Source organism: Streptomyces sp. WAC03905, assembly GCF_057371075.1.
On sequence record NZ_JBXYDZ010000003.1, the window covers coordinates 6,808,284 to 6,834,526 of the forward strand.

23 protein-coding genes are annotated in these 26,243 nt (G+C 73.5%); 14 read left to right on the forward strand and 9 right to left on the reverse strand.

Annotated features, from left to right (window positions below; genetic code table 11):
• Window positions 1-24: 24 nt before the first annotated feature.
• Window positions 25-477 (reverse strand): MarR family winged helix-turn-helix transcriptional regulator, encoded by a 453-nt coding sequence (locus AC2RP6_RS33240; RefSeq protein ID WP_486449539.1) that lies wholly within the window; start codon window positions 475-477, stop codon window positions 25-27.
• Between the two features lie 133 nt (window positions 478-610).
• On the opposite strand from AC2RP6_RS33240, the gene AC2RP6_RS33245 reads away from it, so the two are divergent.
• On the forward strand, window positions 611-2,473 hold the full coding sequence (locus AC2RP6_RS33245; protein ID WP_486449540.1) for an ABC transporter ATP-binding protein: 1,863 nt from the start codon (window positions 611-613) through the stop codon (window positions 2,471-2,473).
• Window positions 2,474-2,536: 63 nt separating this feature from the next.
• A complete protein-coding gene (gene mltG, locus AC2RP6_RS33250; RefSeq protein ID WP_486449541.1) occupies window positions 2,537-3,379 on the forward strand; it encodes an endolytic transglycosylase MltG in 843 nt (280 codons plus the stop codon).
• A 27-nt stretch (window positions 3,380-3,406) separates the two neighbouring features.
• On the opposite strand, the gene AC2RP6_RS33255 is transcribed toward mltG, so the two are convergent.
• The 5 genes from AC2RP6_RS33255 to AC2RP6_RS33275 form a co-directional block, all read right to left on the reverse strand.
• Window positions 3,407-4,489, reverse strand: coding sequence for an FAD-dependent oxidoreductase (locus AC2RP6_RS33255; RefSeq protein ID WP_486450537.1), 1,083 nt, complete (start codon window positions 4,487-4,489; stop codon window positions 3,407-3,409).
• A 56-nt stretch (window positions 4,490-4,545) separates the two neighbouring features.
• The gene (locus AC2RP6_RS33260) at window positions 4,546-5,913 is read right to left on the reverse strand and encodes a cytochrome P450 (RefSeq protein WP_486449542.1); all 1,368 of its coding nucleotides are present in this window, start codon (window positions 5,911-5,913) and stop codon (window positions 4,546-4,548) included.
• A gap of 69 nt (window positions 5,914-5,982) precedes the next feature.
• Window positions 5,983-6,669: an HAD family hydrolase gene (locus tag AC2RP6_RS33265; protein WP_486449543.1), complete on the reverse strand. Its 687-nt coding sequence runs from the start codon at window positions 6,667-6,669 to the stop codon at window positions 5,983-5,985.
• 45 nt (window positions 6,670-6,714) lie between these two features.
• The gene (locus tag AC2RP6_RS33270) at window positions 6,715-7,194 is read right to left on the reverse strand and encodes an Lrp/AsnC family transcriptional regulator (protein WP_030027502.1); all 480 of its coding nucleotides are present in this window, start codon (window positions 7,192-7,194) and stop codon (window positions 6,715-6,717) included.
• 25 nt (window positions 7,195-7,219) lie between these two features.
• Window positions 7,220-8,023 (reverse strand): YoaK family protein, encoded by an 804-nt coding sequence (locus AC2RP6_RS33275; RefSeq protein ID WP_486449544.1) that lies wholly within the window; start codon window positions 8,021-8,023, stop codon window positions 7,220-7,222.
• 24 nt (window positions 8,024-8,047) lie between these two features.
• Here AC2RP6_RS33275 and AC2RP6_RS33280 point away from each other — a divergent pair, with 24 nt between their 5' ends.
• From AC2RP6_RS33280 to AC2RP6_RS33295, 4 genes are read left to right on the forward strand one after another with little or no spacing between them, the layout of a single operon-like run.
• Entirely contained in the window at window positions 8,048-8,641 is a 594-nt protein-coding gene (locus AC2RP6_RS33280; RefSeq protein WP_486449545.1) for a histidine phosphatase family protein, read from the forward strand.
• A gap of 51 nt (window positions 8,642-8,692) precedes the next feature.
• Complete coding sequence (locus tag AC2RP6_RS33285; protein ID WP_486449546.1) at window positions 8,693-10,201, forward strand: APC family permease; 1,509 nt, start codon at window positions 8,693-8,695, stop codon at window positions 10,199-10,201.
• A 16-nt stretch (window positions 10,202-10,217) separates the two neighbouring features.
• Window positions 10,218-10,643 carry a universal stress protein gene (locus AC2RP6_RS33290; protein ID WP_486449547.1) on the forward strand — a complete coding sequence of 142 codons (426 nt, stop codon included), beginning with the start codon at window positions 10,218-10,220 and terminating at the stop codon, window positions 10,641-10,643.
• Between the two features lie 41 nt (window positions 10,644-10,684).
• Window positions 10,685-11,194, forward strand: coding sequence for a GNAT family N-acetyltransferase (locus AC2RP6_RS33295; RefSeq protein ID WP_486449548.1), 510 nt, complete (start codon window positions 10,685-10,687; stop codon window positions 11,192-11,194).
• A gap of 35 nt (window positions 11,195-11,229) precedes the next feature.
• Here AC2RP6_RS33295 and AC2RP6_RS33300 read toward each other — a convergent pair whose 3' ends face one another.
• The 3 genes from AC2RP6_RS33300 to AC2RP6_RS33310 form a co-directional block, all read right to left on the reverse strand.
• A complete protein-coding gene (locus AC2RP6_RS33300) occupies window positions 11,230-12,507 on the reverse strand; it encodes a cation:proton antiporter (protein ID WP_486449549.1) in 1,278 nt (425 codons plus the stop codon).
• Window positions 12,494-13,114, reverse strand: coding sequence for a flavin reductase family protein (locus tag AC2RP6_RS33305; protein WP_486449550.1), 621 nt, complete (start codon window positions 13,112-13,114; stop codon window positions 12,494-12,496). The genes AC2RP6_RS33300 and AC2RP6_RS33305 overlap by 14 nt, the downstream gene beginning before the upstream one ends.
• An 84-nt stretch (window positions 13,115-13,198) precedes the next feature.
• A complete protein-coding gene (locus AC2RP6_RS33310; protein ID WP_486449551.1) occupies window positions 13,199-14,800 on the reverse strand; it encodes a tryptophan halogenase family protein in 1,602 nt (533 codons plus the stop codon).
• 176 nt (window positions 14,801-14,976) lie between these two features.
• Here AC2RP6_RS33310 and AC2RP6_RS33315 point away from each other — a divergent pair, with 176 nt between their 5' ends.
• From AC2RP6_RS33315 to AC2RP6_RS33350, 8 genes are all read left to right on the forward strand, one after another.
• Complete coding sequence (locus AC2RP6_RS33315; protein WP_486449552.1) at window positions 14,977-15,975, forward strand: AfsR/SARP family transcriptional regulator; 999 nt, start codon at window positions 14,977-14,979, stop codon at window positions 15,973-15,975.
• Between the two features lie 127 nt (window positions 15,976-16,102).
• On the forward strand, window positions 16,103-17,614 hold the full coding sequence (locus tag AC2RP6_RS33320; protein WP_486450538.1) for an aldehyde dehydrogenase family protein: 1,512 nt from the start codon (window positions 16,103-16,105) through the stop codon (window positions 17,612-17,614).
• A complete protein-coding gene (locus AC2RP6_RS33325) occupies window positions 17,611-19,452 on the forward strand; it encodes a non-ribosomal peptide synthetase (protein WP_486449553.1) in 1,842 nt (613 codons plus the stop codon). The genes AC2RP6_RS33320 and AC2RP6_RS33325 overlap by 4 nt, the downstream gene beginning before the upstream one ends.
• A 3-nt stretch (window positions 19,453-19,455) precedes the next feature.
• The gene (locus tag AC2RP6_RS33330) at window positions 19,456-20,199 is read left to right on the forward strand and encodes a thioesterase II family protein (protein WP_486449554.1); all 744 of its coding nucleotides are present in this window, start codon (window positions 19,456-19,458) and stop codon (window positions 20,197-20,199) included.
• A 16-nt stretch (window positions 20,200-20,215) separates the two neighbouring features.
• Window positions 20,216-20,419 carry an MbtH family protein gene (locus AC2RP6_RS33335; protein WP_076043097.1) on the forward strand — a complete coding sequence of 68 codons (204 nt, stop codon included), beginning with the start codon at window positions 20,216-20,218 and terminating at the stop codon, window positions 20,417-20,419.
• A 1-nt stretch (window position 20,420) separates the two neighbouring features.
• A complete protein-coding gene (locus AC2RP6_RS33340; RefSeq protein ID WP_486449555.1) occupies window positions 20,421-21,635 on the forward strand; it encodes a cytochrome P450 in 1,215 nt (404 codons plus the stop codon).
• A gap of 15 nt (window positions 21,636-21,650) precedes the next feature.
• Complete coding sequence (locus tag AC2RP6_RS33345; RefSeq protein WP_486449556.1) at window positions 21,651-25,589, forward strand: amino acid adenylation domain-containing protein; 3,939 nt, start codon at window positions 21,651-21,653, stop codon at window positions 25,587-25,589.
• A complete protein-coding gene (locus tag AC2RP6_RS33350) occupies window positions 25,589-26,233 on the forward strand; it encodes a 4'-phosphopantetheinyl transferase family protein (protein ID WP_486449557.1) in 645 nt (214 codons plus the stop codon). The genes AC2RP6_RS33345 and AC2RP6_RS33350 overlap by 1 nt, the downstream gene beginning before the upstream one ends.
• Window positions 26,234-26,243 lie beyond the last annotated feature (10 nt).

Consider the following 26,243-nt stretch of genomic DNA (forward strand, 5'->3'; position numbering starts at 1 on the left):
CGTCACGGCCCTCGGGTGGCCTGTTCAGCAGCTGCGCTCCGCCGGGGCGTCCGACAGGGCGTTCAGCAGGCCGCCGAGCACCTCGCGCTGGTCGGCGGTCAACGGAGCCAGGATCTCCTCCGCCGCGTCGGTCCGCGCGTTGCGCAGACGGCGCAGCGTGGCGCGTCCGCTGTCGGTGAGCTCGATGCGGATGACGCGGCGGTTCGCCGGGTCCGGCACCCGCCGCACGCACCCGGCCGCCTCCAGGCCGTCGACGAGGGTGGTCACCGCGCGGGGGACGACCTCCAGGCGGGCGGCGAGGTCCGCCATCCGGGGCGGCTGCTCGCCCTCGTAATGCGAGACGAGGCGCAGCAGCCGACTCTGGGCGGGAGTGATCCCGAGCGGCACCATGTGGCGCTTCTGGATCCGGTGGAGCCTGCGGGTCAGGCGCAGGAGCTGCTCGGCGAGGAGGCGGTCGGTGTCGGAGGCGGAGCTCATGCGGGAACGATATCAGGACCCCGTTCATTGTGAGTATAGGTAACAATGACCTATGCTCCTATGACGTCGACCCTGCACGGAGCCGGCTCCGTGCAGTCCCCGACCCCCGTCCCCCGACCCTGAGAGGGCGCCCATGCCTCGCGACGAACCGAAGTGGACCCCATCGAACGATCCCCTCGATCCGACCCGCCCCGTCCCGGCCGAGCAGCCCCGGGAGCTGCGGCGCATCGTCGCGCTCTTCCGGCCCTACCGCGGCCGGCTCGCCGTCGTCGGCCTCCTGGTCTGCGCCTCCTCGCTGGTCGGCGTCGCCTCGCCGTTCCTGCTCAGGGAGATCCTCGACGTCGCGATCCCGCAGGGCCGCACGGGCCTGCTCAGCCTGCTCGCGCTCGGCATGATCCTCACCGCCGTCGTCACCAGCGTCTTCGGCGTTCTCCAGACGCTGATATCCACCACCGTGGGCCAGCGCGTCATGCACGACCTGCGGACCGCCGTCTACGCCCAGCTGCAGCGGATGCCGCTCGCCTTCTTCACCCGGACCCGCACCGGCGAGGTGCAGTCCCGCATCGCCAACGACATCGGCGGCATGCAGGCCACCGTCACCTCCACCGCGACCTCGCTCGTCTCGAACCTGACGGCCGTCATCGCCACCGTCGTCGCCATGCTCGCGCTCGACTGGCGGCTCACCCTGGTCTCGCTGCTCCTGCTGCCCGTCTTCGTGTGGATCAGCCGGCGGGTCGGACACGAGCGCAAGAAGATCACCACGCAGCGGCAGAAGCAGATGGCCGCGATGGCGGCGACGGTCACCGAGTCGCTCTCGGTCAGCGGCATCCTGCTCGGTCGCACCATGGGCCGCTCCGAGTCGCTCACCGCCGCCTTCTCCGCGGAGTCCGAGAAGCTCGTCGACCTCGAAGTGCGCTCCAGCATGGCCGGGCGCTGGCGGATGTCCACCATCGGCATCGTCATGGCCGCCATGCCCGCGCTGATCTACTGGGCCGCCGGCATCGCCCTCCAGAGCGGCGCCCCCTCGCTCTCCGTCGGCACCCTGGTCGCCTTCGTCACCCTCCAGCAGGGGCTCTTCCGTCCCGCCGTGAGCCTGCTGTCGACCGGCGTGCAGATACAGACCTCGCTCGCGCTGTTCGCCCGCATCTTCGAGTACCTCGACCTGCCGGTGGACATCACCGAGCGGGCGGAGCCGGTCCGGCTGGACCGGGCCAAGGGCGAGGTCGCCCTGGAGGGCGTGCACTTCGCCTACGACTCCGAGAACGGGCCGACCCTCGCCGGGATCGACATCACCGTGCCCGCCGGGGGCTCCCTCGCCGTGGTCGGCCCGACGGGCTCCGGCAAGAGCACCCTCAGCTACCTCGTACCGCGGCTCTACGACGTCAGCGGCGGCCGCGTCGCCATCGACGGCGTGGACGTGCGCGACCTCGACTTCGACTCGCTGGCACGCTCCGTCGGAGTGGTCTCCCAGGAGACCTACCTCTTCCACGCCTCCGTCGCGGACAACCTGCGCTTCGCCAAGCCGGACGCCACCGACGAGGAGATCACCGAGGCGGCCCGCGCCGCCCAGATCCACGATCACATCGCGTCCCTGCCCGACGGCTACGACACCCTGGTCGGCGAGCGCGGCTACCGCTTCTCCGGCGGCGAGAAGCAGCGCCTGGCCATCGCCCGGACCATCCTGAGGGATCCGCCGGTGCTCATCCTCGACGAGGCCACCAGCGCCCTCGACACCCGCACCGAGCACGCCGTCCAGCAGGCCATCGACCACCTGTCCGCCGGCCGCACCACCATCACCATCGCGCACCGCCTGTCCACCGTGCGCGACGCCGACCAGATCGTGGTCCTGGACGGCGGACGCATAGCCGAGCGCGGCACCCACGAGGAGCTCCTGAAGGCGGACGGCCGGTACGCGGCCCTGGTCCGCCGGGACCGGGACGCCGCGCTCGCACCCGAGCCGCCCGAGGACGCGCAGCTGGCTCCGGTGAACGTGTGACCGTACGACCGGCGCACGGGCGTAATGACGGAAATATGATGATCTGCGGGTTAGCGTTCCCGCATGAGTCATGAGTACCGGCCGCCCCAGGCCCGATCCCGGCTCACCCGCCGGGGCCGACTGGCCCTCTTCCTCGGCGCACTGCTGGCGCTCGCAGCGGCAGTCCTGGTCCCGCTCCTGCGGGGTGGGGAGGGTCCGCAGGAGCCGCGCCGACTGGTGATCCCCGAGGGCTGGCGCGCGACGCAGGTGTACTCCGCCGTCGACCGAGTCCTGGAGCTCCCGCCGGGATCCGCCAAGTCCGCCGTCGCCACCGCCGCACTGGCCCTGCCCGCCGAGGCCAAGGGCAACCCGGAGGGGTACCTCTTCCCGGCGACGTACCCGGTGACCTCGAAGACCACCGCGGCCGATCTCCTGGCGTACATGGTGCGCACGGCCAACGAGAAGCTCGCCACCAAGGCGGTCGCCGACGGCGGCAAGGCCCACGGGATGACCCCGTACCAGACGGCGACGATGGCCAGCATCATCGAGGCCGAGGCCGAGACCCGTGCCGACATGGGCAAGGTCGCCCGGGTGGTGCACAACCGGCTCGCGAAGTCGATGCCGCTCCAGATGGACTCCACCATCAACTACGCGCTGAACCGCAGCACCGTCGACACCACGCTGGACGACACCCGGATCGACAGCCCCTTCAACACCTACGAACGCCAGGGCCTCCCCCCGACCCCCATCGACAGCCCGGGCCTGGAGGCGATGGCGGCGGCGGTCGCACCGACACCCGGGAACTGGCTGTACTTCGTCACGGTCAAGCCGGGTGACACCCGCTTCTCGGCGACCTACGAGGAGCACAAGAAGCACGTGGCGGAGTTCAACAAGCACCGCGCCCACGCGGGCCCGCGCTCCGGCTGAACCGGGGCCGCGCCGTGCCCGGGCCGATCACGGCGCGGGCACGGCGGCCCGCTCGCGGCCCAGCAGGCGGCGTATCTCGCGGACCGCCGCCCCGCCGGCGCGGTTCGCGCCGATCGTCGAGGCGGACGGGCCGTAGCCCACCAGGTGGATCCGCTCGTCGCGGACGGCCCGGGTCCCCTCGACCCGGATGCCGCCGCCCGGCTCGCGCAGGCGCAGCGGGGCCAGGTGGTCGACGGCCGCGCGGAAGCCGGTGGCCCACAGGATGACGTCCGCGTCCACGCGGCCGCCGTCGGCCCAGACGGCGCCCGTGGGGGTGATCCGGTCGAACACCGGCCGGCGGTCCAGGACGCCCGAGGCCAGGCCCGCCCGGACGGCCTCGTTCAGCGGGAGGCCCGTCACGCTGACCACGCTCTGCGGGGGCAGCCCACGGCGGACCCGCTCCTCGACCAGGGCCACGGCGGCCCGCCCCTCGGCCTCGCCGAAGTCCCCGTCGCGGAAGACCGGTGGCCGCCGCGTCACCCAGGTGGTCTCCGACGCCACCTCGGCGATCTCCAGCAGGTGCTGGACCGCCGACGTGCCGCCGCCGACCACGATCACCCGCGCACCCGCGAAGGCCTGGGGTCCCGGGTAGTCCGCGGTGTGCAGCTGACGGCCGCGGAAGGTCTCCTGCCCCGGGTAGCGCGGCCAGAACGGCCGGTCCCAGGTGCCGGTGGCATTGATCAGGGCCCGCGCCGACCAGGCGCCGGCCGAGGTCTCCACGCGCAGCCGGCCGGCGTCGCCCTCGCGCACGGCCGAGACGTCCACGGGGCGCCGTACGCGCAGGCCGAAGCGGTCCTCGTAGGCGGCGAAGTACTCCCCGATCACCTGCGACGACGGTCGCAGCGGATCGGCGCCGGTCAGTTCCATGCCGGGCAGGGCGTGCATGCCGTGGACCCTGCCGTAGGTGAGGGAGGGCCAGCGGTACTGCCAGGCGCCGCCCGGGCGGGGCGCGTGGTCGAGGACCACGTGGTCGAGCCCGGCACGCGTCAGGTGGTAGGCGCTGGACAGGCCCGCCTGCCCGGCGCCGATGACCAACACGTCCACGTCCGGGTCCGCTTCCGAGTGCCGCATCAGATCGTTCACGGTTCTACCAACTCGCGGGGTCCGCGGGATCTTCCCGGCAGCGGCTACGCCGCCCCGGCGGGCCGGTGCACCACGGCCCGCACGGGCCGGTCCGGCTGGAGCGTGAGCCCGGGGAAGACCCCGGCCCGTTCGCTCCCGCCGTCCAGGTGGAACCGCTGCCCCAGTACGGCCAGTACGAGCGCGGCCTCCACCAGCGCGAACCGGGCGCCCAGGCAGGCCCGCGGGCCGCCGCCGAAGGGGAACCAGGCGTGCTCGGGCACCGGATGCGGGGCGTCCTCGTCCCACCGCTCGGGCCGGAAGGCCTCCGGTTCCGGGAACCACCGCCGGTCGCGGTGCACCGACCAGGGGCTGGTCCACACCGACGTCCCCGCCGGCACCGGCCGCCCGCCGAGGGTCGCGCCCTCGCTGGCCACCGCCGAGATCAGCCAGATCGGCGGATAGAGCCGCAGCGTCTCCTTGACCACCTGCCGGGTCCACGGCAGCAGCGCGTAGTCGTCGTACGCCGGCAGCCTGCCGCCCAGGACGCGGTCCAGCTCCTGCGTCAGCCGGGCCCGGGCCTCCGGCGCCCCCGAGAGCAGCTGCCAGGCCCAGGTCAGGGTGGTCGAGGTCGTCTCGTGCCCGCCGATGTAGAGGGTGATCGACTCGTCCCGCAGCTCCTTGCGGGACAGCGGACGGCCGTGCTCGTCGCGGGCCGCCAGGAGCCGGCTCAGCAGGTCGTCGCGTTCCGTGCCCGCCGCCGAGGCCGCCTCGTGCTCCGCGATGACGTGCTCGATCTCCCGGTCCAGGACCGCCACCGCCTCCCGCATGCGCCGCCGGCCGGGCGTGCGCACCCACGGCGGCAGGAACAGCGTGAGCCCGCGGAACTCCGCCCCCAGTTCGCGCTGCGCCGTGGCCATGGCCGCGCTGATGGGCGCCTCCCGGCCGGCGGCGTCGCTGCCGAACAGCGTGCGCACGGCGATGCGCTGGGTCAGACCGGCCATCTCCGCGTGCACGTCGATCCGGTCGCCCTCGCGCCAGCCGCCCGCCAGCGCGTCCGCGCACTCCACCATCGTGGCGGCGTACGAGCGCACCTGCCGCGGCCGGACGGCCGGCTGGACCAGCGCGCGCTTGCGCCGCCAGTCGTCCCCGGTGGCGACGACCACCCCGTTGCCCAGCAACTGGCGGAACGCCCAGCCCAGTTCGCTCGGCTCGAAAGTGGACTCGACGGCGCCCAGCAGTTCACCGGCGTGCTCGGGCAGGGAGACCAGCACGTTGCGCCTGGGGCCGAGGGACCACGGCACCCAGTCCCCGTGGTCGTCGCGCAACGACTCGAAGAAGGCCAGGGGGTCGCGGGCGAAGGCGGGCAGGTTCCCGAGCAGGGGCCAAGGGCGCGGGCCGCCGCCGCGGGTGCCCGGGTGCGGGGTCGCGGTCACGCAGGCATGGTGACAGCCGCGCCCCCGGGGCACCAGAGGCGGGACCGGCCCCCCGGCCCCGCCGGTGCGTCAGGCGGCCCCGCGCGCGGTGCGGGCGGCCAGCCACCCGTACGCGGCGTCCGCGCTGAACTCCCGCTGCCCGCCCCGGAAGAGGAGCCCGGCGGACGCGAAGGCCGGGTCGTCCGCGATGTCCGGCGAGTACGGCACCACGACGCACTCCATGCCCGCGGCGCGGGCGGCGAGCGCCCCGGGCGCCGCGTCCTCGACGACCACGCAGTCGGCCGGTTCGGCACCCAGCCTGCGGGCCGCCTCCAGGAACACGTCCGGCGCGGGCTTGCCCTGCGCGACCTCCTCGGCGGACACCACCGTCGTCAGCAGCGCGTCCAGCCCGGTGCCCGCGAGTACGGCGTCGATCGCCTCGCGCGAGGAACCGGAGGCCACGGCCATCGGAACCCCCTCGCCGTGCAGCCGCTCGACGAGCCCCCGCATCTGCGGGAAGACCTCGGTCCGGGTCCGTGCCAGGTCGAGGTAGGCGGCGTTCTGCTCGGCGAGCAGCCGCTCCACCGGCGCCTCGATCCCGTACCGGTCCTTCAGGATCTCCAAGGTCTCCAGCGTGCCGATGCCGATGAAGCGGGAGTGCTGCTCCCACGTGAAACCGGGGACGCCGTGCCGCTCCAGAGTGCGGCGCCCCGACTCGTAGTAGTTCGGCTCGCTGTCCACGAGGGTGCCGTCGAGATCGAATATGACGGAGATCATTCGATGTGCCCGTCCTGCCTGTCGCATCCTGTTCCGGCCATCCTGTCAGGTTTTGCGGGCATTCCGCCCCACCGCTTCGACCAGCGGCAGCAGCCGGTGCGGGACCCGCTCGCGCAGGGCCACCTCCGTCCGGGTGCGGACCACGCCCGGGAGCTGGATCAGGCGCTGGATCACGTCCTCCAGATGGGCGTTGTCCCGGGCGGCCACGCGCGTCAGCAGGTCCCCGCCGCCGGTGATCGAGAAGGCCTCGATGATCTCCGGTACGGCGGCCAGCGCGTCGCCCACGTCGTCCAGATGGCCCTGGGTGACCTCGATGTGCACGAAGGCCAGCACCGGGTGGCCCAGCGCCGCGGGCGAGAGCACCGGTCCGCTGCCGGTGATCACCCCCGTGCGCTCCAGCCGGTCCAGCCGGGCCTGGAGGGTGCCGCGCGCGACGCCGAGGATCCGGGCGTACTCACGGACGCTGGTGCGCGGCTGCTCGATCAGCAGGCGCAGGATTCTGGTGTCGAGCTCGTCCACCGCCATGCCCGGACTTTACCAACGGCATAGTTCACCGCGACCGTTCCCGGCCAGGGGCCCGCCCGGTGTGCAGCGTCGGCTGCCCCCGGTAGGCCAGGCCCACCACCAGCACCGCGACGGCCGCCGGCAGCAGCAGCCAGCCCAGCGCGCAGCCCGCCCGGATCACCAGCGCCCCGAGCGCCCCGCCGGCGAACATGGCGAGAACGGACAGACCGCGCAGCTTCCAGCCCGCCGTCCCGTACCCGTAGACGGCGTCACGCCCCATGGCGGAGCCGCCGAGGAAGGCCGTCATGGACCGGGTGACCAGCGTCGTCGGCACCCCCGGCACGTTCGCCCGCATGATCGTGGTGTTCCGCACGCCCATCGCCAGAGCCAGGACCGCCATCACCGCCAGGTGCCGCGCGGACGGCGCCCCGTACTGCGGCGCCAGCCCCCAGGCCGCGGCCGAGGCCGCCAGGACCAGCCCGGCCTCGACGATCAGCCCCAGGACGAACCAGCGCCGCCCGCGCGACTCCGTCACGGCCTCCAGACGGGAGCCGCAGGCCACCCCGAGCACGAAGGCGGCCAGCGAGACGGCGGCCGGCAGTGTCGGCAGGTTCCCCGCCTGCGCGGCACCGAACGCCAGGAACAGCACGTTGCCGGTCTGCATCGCGGTGAAGGCGGGCCCCAGCCCGAGCAGGCTCACCGCCTCGATCACCCCGGTCACCGCGGTCAGGGCGACCATCAGCGCCGGCATGTGCGGCGGCAGCTGCGAACCGGCCGCCGGCGCGGCCTTCCGCTCCTCGTCCATGACGCCCGACAGTGACACGCCCGCCGGATCCCGAGGTGCCGACATGCCGGAAGGCATAGGGTCCGGAGGGTGAGTGACCTGTTGCTGGTGAGACACGGTGAGACGGCCTGGAGCGCGAACGGGCGGCACACCGGCCGCACCGACGTACCGCTGACCGCGCGCGGAGTGGAGGAGGCCATCTCCCTGGCCCCCTACTTCCGGGGCCGCCGGCCCGCCCTGGTGCTGACCAGTCCGCTGCGCCGGGCCGTCGCCACCGCCGAGCTCGCCGGGCTCCCCGGCGCCGGCATCGACTCCGACCTGTACGAATGGGACTACGGCGGCTACGAGGGCGTCACCACGGTGGAGATCCACCGGACCACGCCCGACTGGTCCCTGTGGACCCACGGCGTCCCGCCCGGCGACGCCGAACACCCCGGCGAGAGCGCCGCCCAGGTGGGCGCCCGCGCGGACCGGGTCCTGGCCCGCGTCGCCCCCGTGCTGCGCGCCGACGACGGCGACGTGGTGCTCGTCGCCCACGGCCACTTCCTGCGCGTCCTGACCGCCCGCTACCTGCGCCTGGAGCCCGAGCACGGCCGGCTCTTCCTGCTGCGCACGGGCACCGTCAGCACGCTGTCGACGGAACACGGCCTCCCGGTGATCGCGGGCTGGAACACCCGCCCCTGACCCGGGCCCGCTCGCCTCGCGCGCCGGGGCCGCCTGCGTGAACATGCGTACATGAGCCATGACGGTGCGGGCGACGGCCCCGCGACGCCCACCCAGGAGGCGGGGCTCAAGGCCAACGCGATCGGGTTCCTCGACGCGCTCGTCATCGGCCTGAACTCGACCTCGCCCGCCTACTCCCTGGCCGCCGTCCTCGGACCGATCGTGGCCCTCGTCGGGATCTACGCCCCGGGCGTGATCCTGGCCTCCTTCGTGCCGATGCTGATGATCGCCGCCGCCTTCTACTACCTCAACAGGGTGGACCAGGACTGCGGGACGACGTTCTCCTGGGTGACGCGGGCCATGGGCCCCTGGGCGGGCTGGCTCGGGGGCTGGGCCATCGCCATGACGGGCGTCCTGGTCATCGGCTCGCTCGCGGACGTCGCCGTCAACTTCGGGCTGCTCGCCTTCGGTCTGGACGACTGGGCCGCCAACGCCTGGATCCGGCAGGGCCTCACCGTCGCGGTGATCCTGGCCATGACCGCGATCTGCGTCATCGGCACCGAGCTGTCCGCCCACCTCCAGGACATCCTCATCCTCGCCCAGGTGTTCTTCCTCCTCGCCTTCGCCGTGGTCGCCATCTACCGCATCTACGCCGGCACCAGCACCCTGGAGGAGATCGAGCCGTCCCTCGGCTGGCTCAACCCCTTCGGCGCCGGCGGCGCGGCCCTCACCGGCGGGCTGCTGCTCGGCGTGTTCATGTACTGGGGCTGGGAATCCGCGGTCAACCTCACCGAGGAGGTCGAGAACTCCGCGACGGCGCCCGGCAGGGCCGGCATCTGGTCGACGGTCATCCTCCTGGTCACCTACCTGTCCGTGTGCGTCGCGGTCGTCGGTTACGCGGGCACCGCCTTCCTCGCCGAGAACGCCGCGGAGGAGGAGGCGATCTTCGCCGTGCTCGCCCACGAGGTCATGGGCGGCTGGGACTGGATGGTGCTCCTCGCCGTCTGCACCTCGGCGCTCGCCTCCACGCAGACGACGATCATCCCCGCCTCCCGCACGGCCCTGTCCATGGCCCGCCGGCACGCCCTGCCGCCGCACCTCGCCCACATCCACCCGCGCTTCAGGACCCCGGACGTGAGCACGTGGTGGGTGGCCGGCATCGCCATCGGCTGGTACCTGATCGTCAACCAGATCAGCGAGAACGCCCTCCTGGACTCCCTCACCGCGCTGTCGCTGCTCATCGCCTTCTACTACGCGCTCACCGGCCTGGCCTGCGCCGTCTACTACCGCCGCCACCTGCTGGAGGGCCCGCACAACCTCCTGCTCATCGGCGTCGGCCCGGTGGTCGGCGCCGGGCTGCTGATCTGGCTGCTCGTCGAGTCGATCGGGGACATGTCGAACCCGGAGAACTCGGCCAGCGGCGTCTCCTGGTTCGGGCTCGGCCCGCCCCTGGTCATCGGCATTGCGATCGCCCTCGTCGGCGTGCTCGTCATGTGCTTCTGGCGGGTCCGCGACGGGCGGTTCTGGCAGGAGCGCCGCACCGTGGTCGACCCGGCCCTCGTGCACGCCGGGAAACGCTGAGGAGGCGGGAGAACCCATGTCCGTGGTCCTTGGATACGACGAGTCGCCCGGCGCGGAACGGGCCCTGTCCGTCGCACTGGAGGTGGCCACCGCCTTCGGCGAGCCGCTCGTGCTCGTCTACGGGGCCGCCGCCCCGGGCAGCACCGGGGAGGAGTACCGCGCCCACCGCGAAGCCGTCCGCCAGGCGGGCCGCAGCGCCCTCGCCCACGCCGTCGAGGAGGCCGACGCCGCGGGGGTCCCCTCCACGGTCGAGGTCGTCGACGACAAGCCCGCCCAGGCCCTGCTCGACGCCGCCGAACGCCACGGCGCCCGCGTCATCATCGTCGGCAGCTGGGGCGACAGCCCGATGCGCGGCGCACTGCTCGGCTCCACCCCGCACAAACTCCTGCACCTCTCACCCATCCCCGTGCTCTGCGTCCCGACCGAGAGCGCGGCGCGGTAGAAAGCACCTCCGGCGTCAGCCCGTCGGCTTACGATGCGCCGATGACGGAACTCCAGCGGCTGCGAGCCGAACACGCCCCGGCCCTGCTCGCGTTCGAACGCGCCAACCGGTCCTACTTCGCCGAGTCGGTGCCCGACCGCGGAGACGCCTACTTCGCCGACTTCGACGCCCGCCACGGTGAACTCCTGGCCGGGCAGGCCGCCGGGCGCGACCACCTGCACCTGATCATCGGCGGGGACGGCGAGGTGCTGGGCCGGGTCAACCTGATCGACGTCGAGGACGGCTCCGCCGAACTGGGTTTCCGCGTCGCGAAGGACGCGGCCGGCCGGGGCCTGGCCACCAGCGCCGTCCGGCAGGTGCTCGTGCTGGCCGCGGACACGTACGGGCTGCGGACCCTGCGCGCCGCCGCGACCGTCGACAACACCGGATCGCGCACGGTGCTGCAGCGCACCGGGTTCGTCCCGGTGGGCGAGACCGTGCTGGACGGCCGCCCGGCTGTCGTCTACGCACGCGACCTGGCGGGGGAAAGGCAGCGGCCGGCGGGCGCCTGAACAGTCGTCGGGCATCCGCCGGCCGGGTCGGGTCGTCAGGGTCTGGAGAGCGCGGTCTCCGGTGGGGACGGCGCCCGGTCCGGCGGGGTCGCCCCCGTGGCGCGCAGCCGGGTGAGCGCCGGGCTGGTGATGGCCGTCGTCACCAGCGCCATCAGCACGAGCATGGTGAACAGCTGCGGACCGATCACGCCCAGTTCCAGTCCCACGTTGAGCACCACCAGCTCGGTCAGCCCCCGGCAGTTCATCAGGGCGCCGATCGACAGGGCCTCCCGCCACGGTCTTCCACAGATGCGGGCCGCGCCCGCAGCGCCGCCCCACTTCCCGAGGAACGCGACGGCCAGGATGGCGGCAGTCCAGAGCCACAGCTCGGGCGAGGCGGTGAGCCCCCCGATGTCGGTCCGCAGGCCGGTGTGCACGAAGAACAGCGGCAGCAGCACGGGTACCGTGAAGGCCCTCAGCCGGGCCGCCGCGACCTCGACGCGTCCCCCGGTGCGCGGGGTGATCACCCCGAACAGGAACGCGCCGAACAGCGCGTGCACACCGATCCGGTCGGTGGCCAGCGCGGACAGGCTCAGCCCGCTGAAGAGCACCACCAGGACCATCGCGTCCCCGGCCCGGTCGACGCGGGCCGAGCAGCGGGCCAGCAGCGGCCGTACCGCGTACAGCATGAACAGGGTGAAGGCCACGGCGAGGGCGGCGGTGGTGGCCGCCTCCACCGGGGACCCGGCCGAGGAGAGCGCGACCACCAGCGCCAGCAGGCACCAGGCGACGACGTCGTCCACGGCCGCGCACGCCATGGCGAGCGCCCCGAGCGGGGTGCCGTACAGCCCCCGGTCGATGAGTATCCGGGCCAGTACGGGGAAGGCCGTGATGCTCATGGCGACGGCCATGAACAGGATGAAAGGTGTCCGGCCCACGCCCTCCGGCGCGAACTCTGCGTACGCCGCGACCGCGAGGAGCGCGCCCAGGGCCAGTGGCAGGAGCATGCCCGCCTGGCTCACGGCGATCGCGACGCGGGTGTGGCCGCGCAGGTTCTTCAGGTCGAGTTCCAGGCCCACCAGGAACATGAACGCGAGCAGGCCGAGTTGGCCGAGGACCGAGGTGTACGGCAGGACGGACGCGGGGAACAGCGCGTGCTGGGCCTGTGGCCAGATCCAGCCCAGCAGGGACGGGCCCAGCAGGATGCCGGTGGCTATCTCGCCCACCACCGGGGGCTGGCCGAACCGGCGGCAGACCGCGGCTCCCGCCTGGCAGGCGAGGATCACCGCCGGAACGGCGACCAGGAGGGCGGGCAGCGGATCAGCCGACGACACGGGTGCCTCCTTCGGGGGCGCCGGGGCGCAGCACGGCGGACGGGTCGAGGTGAGCCGGCGGCGGCGGGACCGAGGCCGCCTGCGACCACTGGGCGTAGCGGCGCAGGCCGTACAGCAGGGGCTGCGGGTCCTCCCGCAGCGTCACGCGGCGGACCTCGGCGAAGACGGCCGTGTGGTCGCCGAACCCGACGGTCCGCACCACGGCGCAGTCCGCCACGGCGTGGGCGTCCGCCGTCAGGTGGGGCCCGCCCGCCCCCAGCGGCAGCCGCCACTCGACGCGCTCGAAGCGGTCGGGCGCGCCCGAGGCGAAGAGGTCGGAGGCGCCGCGGGCCCGCTCGTGCAGCAGGTTGAGGGCGAAGGCCCCCTGCTGGAGCACCACCGAGAGGGTCGGGCTCGCCGACCTCACGCACACCAGGACAGTGGGCGGTTCGAGTGCGACGCTGGCGACGGAACTGCAGGTCAGGCCGTGGGGCACGGAGTCCGGACCCAGGGTGGTGACGATGGACACCCCGGTGGGGAAGGCAGCCATGAAGGGCCGGAGGTCCGCACGGTGGTCTCTGGCCGACTCGTCCGGCGCGGTGGGATGGGGCGCGGAGCGGTGGGGCATGTCTGACTCCTGAGATGGCTGGAAGCGACGGCGGCCCGGCAGCCGGCCGAGAGCCGTGCTGCCGGGCCGCCGTCGCGGGGGGCCTTACGCGCCGTGCAGGTGGCGCAGGTAGTCGTACGCGCTGGGGAGGGTCTCCAGCAGGTTCTGCTGCTGGCGCTTGACGGTGTCGAAGAGCGGTTCGGCGCCGGCCACCGACTCGGGCCGGTGCGCGAGGGTGGGCAGCGGGGCGTCCGGCTCCAGACCGAGGCCGGCGAAGATGCAGTAGTAGCTGCCGTTGGTCCAGAAGTTGCGGAACTCCGCCTCGAAGTTGCCGTAGTACGTCGACTCGTCGGTGATCGGGGAGTTGATGGGCAGGCCGGCCTTGTAGGCGGAGATCTTCTGCTTGATGTTGTCGGGGAGGACCAGCTTCTTGTTGGCCTGCCAGAACGGCGTGTCGTTGCGCGGCGCGTAGAAGAAGTGCGCCTGGATGAAGTCGCGGGTGTCGTCGAACATCACCTCGATCTCGTGGTTGAAGCTGTTGACCAGGCCCTCGTTGAAGGTCTTGTCCGGGAAGTGCTTCGCCAGCTGGTAGATCGCCGCGGTGATGAAGTAGATGCCGGTCGACTCCAGCGGCTCCAGGAAGCACGACGACAGGCCGATGCTGACCACATTCTTCACCCACGCGCGGCGGTTGCGGCCGACCCGGAAGCGAATGTGGTTGAACTTCGTCTCCTCGACGTCCAGCCCCCACATGTCCGCGAACTCGCGGGTGGCGGTGCCCTGGTCGGTGAACTTGCTGGAGTACACGTAGCCGGTGCCGAAGCGCCCCAGCATGGGGATCTTCCACGCCCAGCCGGACGACATGGCGATCGCCGAGGTGTACGGCTCCACCCCGTTCGCCTCGTCGTCGTGCGGGACGGCCGTCGCCACCGCGCTGTCGCACAGCAGGTGGTCGCTCATGTCGATGAAGGGCTCCTCCATCGCCTGGTTGATCAGCAGTCCGCGGAAGCCGGAGCAGTCCACGAACAGGTCGGCGTCCAGCGCCAGTCCGCCCTTGGTGTGCAGCGTGGTCACGTAGCCGCGGGAGTCCTGCTCGACCCGGACCATCTCGTCCTGGACGTGGTTCACGCCCTGCTTCTCGGTGGCGAAGCGGCGCAGGAAGTCGGCCACCAGCTGGGCGTCGAAGTGCCAGGCGTACCGGGTGGCCGGACGGCCGTCGAGCCAGCGTGGGGCCTTCATGGCGTCCATCACGGGAGGCTCGCGGAAGCAGGCGTAGTCGAACGGCTCGGTGGTGCGGCCCTCGTACTTGCGCTTGAACCAGTAGTGCGACAGCGGCGTCTGGTCGTAGTCGGGGAGGAGCCCGAAGGGGTGGTAGAAGTGGTCCGGACCGCCACCCGGCAGCTCCCGGGCCGTCGACTCGCCCTGTCCGCCGGTCCGCCAGTTCACGAAACGCACGGCCATCTTGAAGCTGGCGTTGCACTCCCGCATCCACTCGTCCTCGGCGATCCCCAGGTAGTCGAAGAAGGAGCGCTGGAGATTGGGGACGGTGGCCTCGCCGACCCCGATGCGCGGGATCGTCGGCGCCTCGAGCACGGTGATGTCGACGGTTCCCTGGAGCGCCTTGCCGAGATACGCGGCCGTCATCCAGCCGGCCGTGCCGCCTCCCAGGATGACGACCTTCTGAAGCCGGGTGTCGGTGCTGGTCATGAAACAGCCCTCATTTCGGAGTCGGCGGTTCGGGTGGTCGTGCTCAGCAGTGTCGAAAACCGCCCTATCACCGCTCTACACCGAAAGGATCCAGCCGTTGTAGGCCCGTTGTAGGCCCCCCGAACACACTCGTCACGCAGGCACAGCGGCAGGCGGACGACGACCGGGAGGACGCGATGACCACCGCAGCGACCGAAACAGCGGGGCCGGCGGTACGCATCCGCTTCCTGGGCGATTTCGAGCTGACCGTGAACGGCGCGCCCGTGCGGCGCTGGCGGGCCGGAAAGGCCCGCGGCCTCTTCCAGTACCTCGTCGTCCACCGCGGCCAGATGCTCACCCGGGACCGTCTCTACGCCTCCCTGTGGCCCGGCACGGACAGCAGCGCGGGCAGCTCGCTCAAGGTCGCCGCCCACGCGCTGCGCCGGGTGCTGGACGCCCACCCCGACCGCCCCGGCGACTCCGGGATCCAGCTGGTCTACCGCGACTTCGGCTACGTCCTGCACGTCACCGGCCTGTGGTCCGACCTCGACCGCTTCCAGGAGCTGACGCACGCCGGTCTGCGCGCCGCCACCGCGGGCGACACCGCACTCGCCCGGACCCGGCTGCGCGCGGCCATCGCCCTCTACGGCGGCGAGTTCCTGCGCGGCGAGAGCGCCGACTGGGTCGTCGAACAGCGCGAATACCTCAGGGCCATGGCCCTGAGGGCCCTGGGCGTGCTGCGCGCCGACGCCGAGGACCGCGAGGACTTCGTGGAGCTGATCGAGCTCTGCAAGCGCACGCTGGAGATCGACCGCCACCACGAGGAGACCTACCGCGCGCTGATGGCCGCGCACGGCCGGCGCGGCGAACTGGCCTGCGTACGCCGCTGGTACGAGCTGTGCGCCCGCCGGATGCGTGACGAACTGGCCGTGGCACCGGGCCCCGAGACCCAGCGGCTGCTGCGCACCCTGATCCCGGCCGCGGCCCGCGGCGCCGCCCCCGGCCCCGCCCCCGCCGCCGTCGGCGGCGCCCCCGCCACGGTCCGCGCGCTGCGGCCCGCCGGCCGCCAGCCCGGGACGCCGCCGTGGAGCGTGGAGGCCCGCACTCCCGCCCTGGCCCGCCCGGTCCGCAGGGCCAGGCCCGACAACCGGGCCGCGGCCGTCCTGGCCCGCACCGCCGACCCTGCGACCGCGTGACCGACACCGCTGTTCAGCGAGCCCGTGAATTCCGCGACCGAGTGAGGACCCCACCGTGACCGTGCTGACCGTGCCGACCGTGCCGCAGGACACCAGACGATCCGGCGACGCCCCGAACGCCGCCCCCCTGCCGCCCCGTTACACCGACCAGTGGATCGGCGGCGCCTGGGTCGCCTCCGAGGCCGACGGCCGACTCGTCGTCACCGACCCGGCCACCGAGCGCGCCCTGGCCACCGTCCCCGCCGGCACCGCCCGGGACGCCGACCTCGCGGCGCGCGCCGCCGCGGCCGCCTTCGAAGGCTGGGCCGCGACCCCGCTGCGGGAGCGGACCGCCCTGCTGCGCCGGGTCGTGGAAGCCATGGAGGTGCGGGCCGACCGGTTCGCCGAGACCATCACCGCCGAGGTCGGGGCGCCCGCCCGGATGGCCCGGCACACCCATGTCGGGCTGTCCCTCGGCATGGCGGCGCACTGCGTGGAGACCGCCGCCTCCTACGCCTTCGAGGAGCGGGTGGGACACTCGCTCGTCGTGCGCGAGGCCGCCGGGGTCGCGGCCTGCATCACCCCGTGGAACACCCCGCTGCTGCTCACCGTGCAGAAGATCCTCCCGGCGCTGGCCGCCGGCTGCACCGTCGTGCACAAGCCGAGCGAGATCACCCCGCTGCACGCCCGGCTGCTCGCCGAGGCCGTCGCCGAGGCGGACCTGCCGCCCGGCGTCTTCAACATGGTCGTCGGCACCGGCGACACGGTCGGAACGGCCCTCGTCACCCATCCACTGGTCGACGTGGTCTCCCTGACCGGTTCCACCCGGGCCGGCCGCCAGGTCTCCGCGCTCGGCGCCGACCGGATCAAGCGCATCCACCTCGAACTCGGCGGCAAGAACGCCAGCCTCGTCCTCGACGACGCCGACCTGGCCGCGGCCGTGGCCGCCACCGTCGACCAGATGCTCTTCAACACCGGCCAGACCTGCCTGCAGTGGAGCCGACTGCTCGTGCCCCGCGACCGTCAGGACGAGGCCGTCGAGCTGGCGGGCCGGGCCATGGACGGATACGTCACCGGCGACCCGCGCGATCCGGCGACCGACCTCGGCCCGCTGGTGTCCGCGGCCGCGCACGCCCGCGTCACCGGCTACATCCGGCGCGGCGCCGAGGAGGGCGGAGCCCGCCTGGTCCGCGGCGGCCCCGACCGGCCCGACGGCCTCGACACCGGCTACTTCGTCCAGCCGACGGTCTTCGCCGACGTCGACCCGCTCACCACGATCGCCCAGGAGGAGATCTTCGGACCGGTGCTGTCCGTCATCCCCTACGACGACGAGGAGCAGGCCGTCCGGACCGTCAACGGGACCCGCTACGGCCTGCACGGCGCGGTCTGGTCCGGCGACGACGCCCGCGCCCAGCGGGTCGCGCGCCGCTTCCGCTCCGGCCTGGTCGACGTGAACGGCGGCCAGTTCAACCCGGCGGCCCCGTTCGGCGGGTTCAAGCAGTCCGGGATCGGACGCGAGTGCGGCACGGCCGGACTGGAGGCCTTCCTGGAGACCAAGTCGATGCAGCTCCCGCAGGGTGAGGGAGGCCAGGTGGTCGGTCCGCGACTGCGGGCCACCGAGGCCGCCCGCCCCGCGGACACCGAGAGGAACGACGGATGACCGAGCCCCACGCCGGGGCGGCCGGGGCGAACGCCCCGGGCGCGCTCCCGCCGCTGTTCGCCCGCCTGGAACGGTGGACCCGCGAGCAGCCGAACGAGACCGCGGTCAAGGCGGTGGACGGCAACCTCACCTACGCCGCGCTGACCGCCCGCACCGCCCGGTACGCCGCTGCCCTGGCCCGCGCCGGAGTCGGCCCCGACACCCCGGTCGGGCTCCTGCTGGGCCGCTCCCGCGAGAGCGTGCCCGCCCTGCTCGCCGTCTGGAGCCTGGGCGGCACGGCCGTACCCCTGGACCCCGGGCACCCCGTCGAGCGCCTCGGCGGGATACTGCGCGACTCCGGCGCCGCCGTCCTCGTCGCCACCGGCGTGCCCGCCGGCCTGGAGACGGGCGGCACCGGCCTGCTGACGCCCCGCGAGGTCCGCCGGGGCGCCCCCGGGGCGCTCGCGGTGTCCCCGCCCGCCCCCGACGGCTGCGCCTACCTCATCTACACCTCCGGAACCACCGGCCGCCCCAAGGGCGTCGAGGTCACCTACCGGGGCCTGGACACCTTCGTCGACGCCCTCGCCGGACTCGGCCTGCCCGCCGGCGGACTCGGCCTCAACGCCGTGTCGCCCGCCTTCGACGGCTGGCTCTGGTGCACCCTGCTCTACCTCGTCCACGGCCAGGGAGTGGCCCTCACCGACCTCTCCCTCGACGGACTGCGCCAGGCCGCCGCCGAGGGCCGCGAGCCGCTGCCCGCCGGACTGCGCACCGTCTCCCTCACCCCGTCGCTGCTCGCCGCCCACGGCGCGGGGCTCGACACCGCCGAGGTGGTCGTCGTCGCAGGGGAGGCCTGCCCGGCCGCCCTGGCCGAGCGCTTCGCCGAGGGCCGCCGGCTGCTCAACGTGTACGGGCCGACGGAGGTGACCATCGCCGCCACCTGGGCCGACAGCCGACGAGGGGACGACGTGACCAGCATCGGACGACCGCTGCCCGGCTACCGGGCCTACGTCCTGGACGAGGAGCTGCGGCCGGTGGCCGCGGGCACCGAGGGCGAGCTCTACCTCGGCGGGCCCGCCGTCGCCCGCGGCTACCGGGGCCGCCCCGGCCTGACCGCCAGCCGGTTCCTGCCCGACCCCTTCCAGGGCGGCGGCACCCGCATGTACCGCACCGGCGACGTGGTGATCCGCCGCGACGGCGGCGAACTGGAGTACCGGGGCCGCCGGGACGACCAGGTGAAGATCCGCGGCCACCGCATCGAGCTGGGCGAGGTCGAGCGGGTCGCCGCCGAACTCCCCGAGGTCGTCGCCGCGGCCTGCTGCCCGCTGACCACCGGCCAGAGCCTCGGCCTCGCCGTCGTCGCCGCACCCGGCGTCGCGGACCCGGCCGGGCTCGCCGAGCGGGTCGTGGAGCGCTGCCGCAAGCAGCTGCCCGCGGCGGCGGTCCCGGGCACGGTACGGGTACTGGACCGGATCCCGACCCTGACCACGGGCAAGGCCGACCGCACGGCACTGGCCCGGGCCCTCGCCGAGCCCGGACCCGGCACCGGACCGGGCACGGCCGCAGGCGCCGCGGTCAGCGCGAGCGAGCGCACGGTGATGACCGTATGGGCCGAGGTGCTCGCCACCGAGGTCCCCGGTCCCGAGGCGGACTTCTTCGACCTGGGCGGCCACTCGCTGGCCGCCGCCCGCGCGGTGTCGGAGCTGCGCCGCACCACCGGGCTGCGCGTCGGCCTCGGTGCGCTGCTGGCCCGGCCGACCGTCGCCGACGTCGCCGCCGAGATCGACCGGCTCGCCGCCGAACAGGGCGGGGCCGCCGCCGAAGCGGCCGACGCCGCCGACGCCGCCGAAGGGGCGTAGGCCATGGGTACCTGGATCTCCACCTGGACGGCCCCGGCCGACCCGGCGCTGCCCGTACTGCTGTGCCTGCCCCCCGCCGGCGCCGGCTGCCAGCAGTTCCGTGCCTGGCAGCCCGCGCTGGAGGGCATCGGGCAGGTGTACGGCGTACAGCTGCCGGGCCGGGAGAACCGCTGGCGGGAACCCATGCCGGACACCTTCGACGAGGCCGTGGCGGCCATCGCCGCCGAACTGGTGTCCACCGTCGGGAACCGGCCGCTGATCGTCTTCGGGCACAGCTTCGGCGGCCTCCTCGGCTACGAGGTGTCCCGCCGGATCACCCCGCGCGCCCTCGTGGTCAGCGGGTGCCGGGCACCCGGCCACTGGACCGGAGCCGGCCGCGGCATCGTCGACGACGGAGAGGAGCTCGACAAGCTCTTCGACACCGCCGACCTCGATCCGCGGCTGCTCGACGAGGACACCCGCGCCCTGATGGTCGGCATGCTCCGCAAGGACGCCCAGCTGTCCCTGAGCTACGTCCACCAGCCGGGCACCCCGCTCTCCGTGCCCGTGCACGCCTGGGGCGCCGACGGCGACGAGACCGTCAGCGCGGCCGACCTGGACGGCTGGGCGGCGGTCACCACCTCCGCCTTCACCCGGCACACCACCACCGGCGGCCACCACGCCGTACTGCGCCGCCCCCAGCCCGTACTGGACCACCTGAGCACCCTGCTGCGGGGCGAGGGCGCACCCCTCGCCCCGACCGCCTGACAGCCCGCCCGCACCCATCGGCCCGAGCCCGGAGGACACCGTGCCCACCACCCACCAGGTCCTCGTGAACCACGAGGGGCAGTACGCGCTGTACCCCGCCACGCGCGAGACGCCCGACGGCTGGACGCCGGCCGGCTTCGACGGCACCGAGGACGAATGCGCCGCCTTCGTCGACGCCCATTGGCCCGACATCCGCCCGCTCAGCCTGCGAGGAGCCTGAGATGGAGATCGACCTGCTCGACCCGGGCCCCTTCGGCCGCAACGACTTCTGGCCGACGTTCACCTGGCTGCGCGCCAACTCGCCCGTCCACTGGCACCCCGAAGCGGGCAGCGACGACGGCGGCTTCTGGGCGCTCACCCGGCACCGCGACATCATGAAGGTCTACGCCGACAGCGACACCTTCACCTCGGGCCGGGGCATGCGGCTGGGCAGTGACCCGGCCGCCGTCGCCGCCGTCGCCCAGCGCATGCTCATCGTCTCCGACGTCCCGCACCACACCCGCCTCAAGCGGGCTCTCGGACAGGCCTTCGGCCCGCAGCAGATGCCGCGCCTGGAGGCCCTCGTCGAGAAGGTCGTCGGCGAACTGGTCACCGAGGCCGCCGAACGCGACGAACTGGACTTCATCGACCTGGCCAAGCAGCTGCCCAACCGGGTGGTCTGTGCCATCCTCGGCATCCCGCGCGCCGACTGGGCGTGGATCGGCGCCCTGACCACCGACGCCTTCGACTCCCCGGACGAGACGGTCCGCAGCAACGCCCACTCGGAGATCTTCCTCTACTTCATCGAGCTGCTCGCCGAACGCCGGGCCCGCCCCGGCGACGACCTGGTCAGCCAGATCGCCCACGACACCCTCGTCGACGAGGGCGACGGCAGCGAACGGCCGCTCAGCGACCACGAGATCGTCTTCAACCTCAACGGCGTCCTGTCCGGCGCCAACGAGACCACCCGCTACTCGGCGGCCGGCGCCGTCCACATGTTCGCCGAACATCCCGACCAGTGGCGGCTGCTGCGCGGCCTCGGCCCGGACGGCATCGCCCCCGCGGTCGAGGAGATCCTGCGCTGGACCACACCCGGCGTGCACGCCCTGCGCACCGCCGCCCACGACACCGAGATCAACGGGATCCCCGTCGCCGCGGGCGCCCGCGTCACGCTGTGGAACGTCTCGGCCAACCGGGACGAGGACGTCTTCGCCGACCCGCACTCCTTCCGGGTCGACCGCCGCCCCAACCGGCACGTCGCCTTCGGCCACGGCCGCCACCTCTGCCTCGGCGCCCGCCTCGCCCGCTTCGAACTCGGCGCCCTGCTCACCGAGATGCTCGCCGTGCTGGACGGGTTCGAACTGACCGGCCCCGCCACCTTCAACTCGTCCAACTTCACCTGGGGGATCAACAGTCTCCCCGTGCGGCTGCTGCGCAGCCGAGCCTTCGCGAAGTAAGAAAGGGCCCGTACTGTGACCACCGCACTCGTCGACTTCAACCGCTCGGACGCCGCGTTCCCCGCGACCGGGTATCCGGAACTCCTCGCCGCACAGGCCGCCCGCACCCCCACGGCCACCGCCCTCGCGCAGGGCGGGCGCACCTGGACGTACGCCGAACTGGAGGCCGCCACCAACCGTCTCGCGCACGCGCTGATCGTCCGCGGAGCCGCGCCCGGAACCCGGATCGGGCTCTGCTACCCGCGCAGCGCCGAGTACGTCCTCGGCTCCCTGGCGATCCTCAAGACGGGCGCCGCGATCGTCGCCCTGGATCCGGTCAACCCCGACGACCGGCTCGCCGCGATGATCGCCGACGCGGGCCCGCTGCTCGTGCTCACCCCGGACGAACTCGGCCGCCGGATACCGCAGGACGTCCCGCGGGCCGAGGTCGCCACCGCCGGACAGGGCATGCCGGACACCGCGCCCGCTTCCGTCACCGGCCCCGACACCGTCAGCCACCTCATCTACACCTCCGGCTCCACCGGCACCCCCAAGGCCGTCCTGGAACGGCACGGCGCGCTCACCAACCTCGTCCACTGGACCGCCCGCGCCTACGGCGTCCGCCCCGGCGACCGCGCCTCCTGGATGTCCACCCCCGGCTTCGCCGTCCAGATCATGGAATGGCTCGCCTACCTGCCGGCCGGCGCCGCGATCCACATTCCCGAGGCGGGCCGGGCACAGACCCCCGAGCAGATCCGCGACTGGCTGGCCGGCGAGGGCATCACCCACACCATGCTGGTGGCCGCGCTCGCCGAGCCCGTGTGGGGCCTGGAGTGGCCCGCGGACACGGCGCTGCGGATCCTGGTGACCACGGCCGAGCGCGTCCACAGCTGGCCGCCCGTCGACACCCCCTTCCGCGTGGTGATGACCTACGGCACCACCGAGACCACCAACGTCCTGTCCTGCCTCGACCTCGGCGCCGGCACCGACTTCACCAGCCAGGCCACCTCCGAGGAGGTCCGCGCCACCCGCCAGGTCCCGGTCGGCGTGCCCATCGCCAACCTCCGCGTCCACCTCCTCGACGAGGACGGCCGCCCGGTCCCCGAGGGCGAGGTCGGCCGGCTGCACGTCTCCGGAGCCGGGGTCGCCGCCGGCTACCACGGCCGCCCCGAGCTCACCGCCGCCACGTTCCTCCCCAACTTCCTGCCCGACGACCCGCACCCGGTGCTCTACGACACGGGCGACCTCGCCCGCCGCCGCGAGGACGGCGCCGTCGAGCTCCTCGGCCGGTCCGACTCCCAGGTCAAGATCCGCGGCTTCCGCGTCGAACTCGGCGAGGTCGAGACGCACATCGCACGCCTCGACGGCATCGCCGAGGCCGTCGTCGTCACGCAGGAACGCGGCCCCGGCGACAAGCGGCTCGTCGCCTACGTCTCCCCGGCCGGCGGGGCCGAGCCCGACCCGGCCGCGGTGCGCGCCGACGTCGCCCGTACGCTGCCGTACTACATGGTCCCGGCCTCCGTCGTGGTGCTGCCCTCCCTCCCGCGGCTGCCCAACGGCAAGGTCGACCGGCGCAGCCTGCCCGAGCCCCCGGAGGGCCGCGACGGCATCGGCGCCGGTTACGAGGCACCGCGCAACGAGGTCGAGGACGCCCTCAGCCGCCTGTGGGCCGAGGCCTTCCGCACCGACGGCGTCGGCATCCACGACAACTTCTTCGAGCTGGGCGGGCATTCGCTGCTCGCCTTCCAGCTCATCGACGAGATCCGCCGCCGCTACGGGGTCGAGCTCAGCCTCTCCGACCTCTCCACCTGCCCCACCGTCGCCGAGCTCGCCACCCTCGTCACCACCGAACGCGCCGGCGGCCGGGGCTCCTTCGGCGGACTGCCGGCAATCGTCCCCGACCCGGCCGCACGGTTCGAGCCGTTCCCGCTGACCGAGAGCCAGCAGGCGCTGTGGATCGGCCGCGGCGGACTGGTCGAGCTCGGCAACGTCGGCTGCCACGGCTACTTCGAGTGGGAGAGCGAGAAGCTCGACGTCCCCCGCTTCGAGAGGGCCTGGCGCCGGCTCGTCGAGCGTCACGACGCCCTGCGCACCCGCGTGCTGCCCGACGGCACCCAGCAGGTCCTCGAGGAGATCCCGGCGTACGAGATCCCCGTCACCGACTTCGGCGGCCTGGACGAGCAGGCCCGCACCGCCGAACTGGCCGCCCTGCGCGAAACGCTGTCCCACCAGGTCCTCGACGCCGACGCCTGGCCGCTGTTCGACGTACGGATCAGCCTGCTCGGCGGCGGCCGGGCCCGGATCCACCTCTCGCTGGACTTCCTCGTCGCCGACGCCTGGAGCTACTTCCAGGTCCTCGTCCCCGACCTCGTCACCTACTACGTCGAGCCCGACGCCGAACTCGCCCCGCTGGAGCTGACCTTCCGCGACTACGTGCTCGCCGTCGGCAACTCGCTGCGCGACAGCGAGATCTACCGCCGCTCCGAGTGGTACTGGCGCGACCGCCTCGCCACCCTCCCGCCCGCCCCCGAACTGCCCGGGCGGCCGGCCGACGCCCCCGAACTGCCGGTCCGCTTCGAGCGCCGCAGCCACGTCGTCCCCCCGGAGCTGTGGACCCGGATCCAGGAGCGGGCGCACGCCCGCGAGGTCACGCCCTCCGGGGTGCTGGCCGCCGCCTACGCCGAGATCCTCGGCAAGGCCTCCGGCCAGGCCCGGTTCACCATCAACTTCCCGCTCTTCAACCGGCTCCCGCTGCACCCGCAGGTCAACGCACTGCTCGCGGACACCACCACCACCCTGCTGCTCGCCGTCGAACAGCAGGACTCCACCTTCGCCGGACGCGCCCAGGCCGTCCAGCGCCGCCTCTGGGCCGACCTCGAACACCGCTACTTCAGCGGCGTACAGGTCCTGCGCGAGCTCACCAAGCTGCGCGGATCCCTCGCCCCGGCCATGCCCGTGGTCATGACCAGCCTGGCCGGCCACCCGCCGCAGTACGAGGAGACCGAACTGGGCGCCCCGGTCTACGGCATCTCCCAGACCCCCCAGGTCTCCCTGGACTTCCAGGTCTTCGAGAAGCCCGAAGGACTCACCTTCAACTGGGACTTCCTGCCCGCCGTCTACCCCGACGGTCTCATCGACTCCATGTTCGAGGAGTTCACGGCCCTGCTGGAGGCCCTCGGCGGGGACGAGGTCTGGGAGCGGTACTCCCCGCCGCCCGGCGAGGAGGGCGCCGGGACGGGCAAGGCCGAGGAGCGCGACACGGGCGACGCCTGGGAGCGCTACTGGGCGGGCATCAGCCGCACCGGACGCGGCGGCGACGTCATCTGGGACGCCGACAGCGGCGAGGAGTTCCAGTGGCTCCTCGACCAGGCGCAGCGCCACTTCAACGCGGACCTGCCGCTCATCGACCTCGGCTGCGGCAACGGCCGCTACAGCCGCGAACTCGCCCCGCACTACCCGTCGGTCATCGGCGTCGACGTGTCGGCCAGCGCCATCGACCACGCCAAGCGCGAGGCGGAGGGCGTGGCGAACGTCGACTACCTGGCGATCGACATGACCGACGCCGAACAGGCCGCGGTCCTGGGGGAGGGGCCCTACAACATCTTCGTCCGCGGCGTCTTCCACGTCCTGGACACCGAGGCCCGGGCCCGGCTCGCCGCGGTCGCCGACCGGCTGCTGGGCGACGAGGGAACGCTGATCGTGCACGAGCCCGACTACTCCAGCAACTCCTTCGGGTACCTGGGCTTCGTCGGCGGCAAGCGCGGCCGCGCCGAGGACCTGGTCGGCCCGCTGGAGGCGGCCGGCGTCCGGCACTCGCACCGCTTCACGCGGCCCGAGCTGGCCGAGGCGTTCGGCGCCGAGGGCTGGGAGATCGTCGAGGACGAGGCGATGGAACTGCACGCCATCGACCCCCGGTCGGACTCCGACGCCCTGCGGCTGCCCGGCTACTACGCGGTGCTGCGCCGCAGGCGCTGATGGCCGGTCTCGCACTGGCCGGGCCGACCGGAGCGGTGCTGGCGGCGGCCGGTGACGTACGGGAACTGCTGACCCGTACCGAACTGGACCGCGCCGGCGCCCTCCGGTCGGCCGCCGACCGGGACGACTTCCTGGCGGCGCACGCACTGGTCCGGCTCTGCGCCGGGCGGCTCCTGGGCCGCCCGGCGCAGGGCCTCACCGTCGTTCAGGGCTGCGGTTCGTGCGACCGGCCGCACGGCAGGCCGCGGCTCGTCGAGGCGTCCGGCACCGGCGTCAGCCTCGCGCACACCCGGGGCTGGGTCGCCGCCGCCGCGGCCGCCGGCCCGGTCGGCGTGGACGTGGAGGCCGTCGGCGACGGCCCCATGGACTGGCGGACGGCCTCGGCCGTCTGCACGGAGAAGGAACTGACCGCCCTGCGGTCGGACCCCCACCCGCGGCGCGCCTTCCTGCGCCAGTGGGTACGAAAGGAGTCCCTGGTCAAGGTCGGGGCGGGCACGCTGGACGAGCCGGCCCGCCTCGACCTTCCCGTGTACGGGCAGGAGCCGCCGCGCTGGCACGGCTGGCGGCTGCTGGACTGGGGCGGAGCGCAGGCCGTCGGATGCGTGGCGGCCCGCGAGGAAATGCGGCTGCGGCTGCTCGGCTGAAAGACTGGAC

Coding starts and splice junctions, on each gene's coding strand:
- AC2RP6_RS33240 (WP_486449539.1), bottom strand. CDS start 477: ATGAGCTCCGCCTCCGACACCGACCGCCTCCTCGCCGAGCAGCTCCTG.
- AC2RP6_RS33245 (WP_486449540.1), top strand. CDS start 611: ATGCCTCGCGACGAACCGAAGTGGACCCCATCGAACGATCCCCTCGAT.
- mltG (WP_486449541.1), top strand. CDS start 2,537: ATGAGTCATGAGTACCGGCCGCCCCAGGCCCGATCCCGGCTCACCCGC.
- AC2RP6_RS33255 (WP_486450537.1), bottom strand. CDS start 4,489: ATGCGGCACTCGGAAGCGGACCCGGACGTGGACGTGTTGGTCATCGGC.
- AC2RP6_RS33265 (WP_486449543.1), bottom strand. CDS start 6,669: ATGATCTCCGTCATATTCGATCTCGACGGCACCCTCGTGGACAGCGAG.
- AC2RP6_RS33270 (WP_030027502.1), bottom strand. CDS start 7,194: ATGGCGGTGGACGAGCTCGACACCAGAATCCTGCGCCTGCTGATCGAG.
- AC2RP6_RS33275 (WP_486449544.1), bottom strand. CDS start 8,023: ATGTCGGCACCTCGGGATCCGGCGGGCGTGTCACTGTCGGGCGTCATG.
- AC2RP6_RS33285 (WP_486449546.1), top strand. CDS start 8,693: ATGAGCCATGACGGTGCGGGCGACGGCCCCGCGACGCCCACCCAGGAG.
- AC2RP6_RS33290 (WP_486449547.1), top strand. CDS start 10,218: ATGTCCGTGGTCCTTGGATACGACGAGTCGCCCGGCGCGGAACGGGCC.
- AC2RP6_RS33295 (WP_486449548.1), top strand. CDS start 10,685: ATGACGGAACTCCAGCGGCTGCGAGCCGAACACGCCCCGGCCCTGCTC.
- AC2RP6_RS33305 (WP_486449550.1), bottom strand. CDS start 13,114: ATGCCCCACCGCTCCGCGCCCCATCCCACCGCGCCGGACGAGTCGGCC.
- AC2RP6_RS33310 (WP_486449551.1), bottom strand. CDS start 14,800: ATGACCAGCACCGACACCCGGCTTCAGAAGGTCGTCATCCTGGGAGGC.
- AC2RP6_RS33315 (WP_486449552.1), top strand. CDS start 14,977: ATGACCACCGCAGCGACCGAAACAGCGGGGCCGGCGGTACGCATCCGC.
- AC2RP6_RS33325 (WP_486449553.1), top strand. CDS start 17,611: ATGACCGAGCCCCACGCCGGGGCGGCCGGGGCGAACGCCCCGGGCGCG.
- AC2RP6_RS33330 (WP_486449554.1), top strand. CDS start 19,456: ATGGGTACCTGGATCTCCACCTGGACGGCCCCGGCCGACCCGGCGCTG.
- AC2RP6_RS33340 (WP_486449555.1), top strand. CDS start 20,421: ATGGAGATCGACCTGCTCGACCCGGGCCCCTTCGGCCGCAACGACTTC.
- AC2RP6_RS33350 (WP_486449557.1), top strand. CDS start 25,589: ATGGCCGGTCTCGCACTGGCCGGGCCGACCGGAGCGGTGCTGGCGGCG.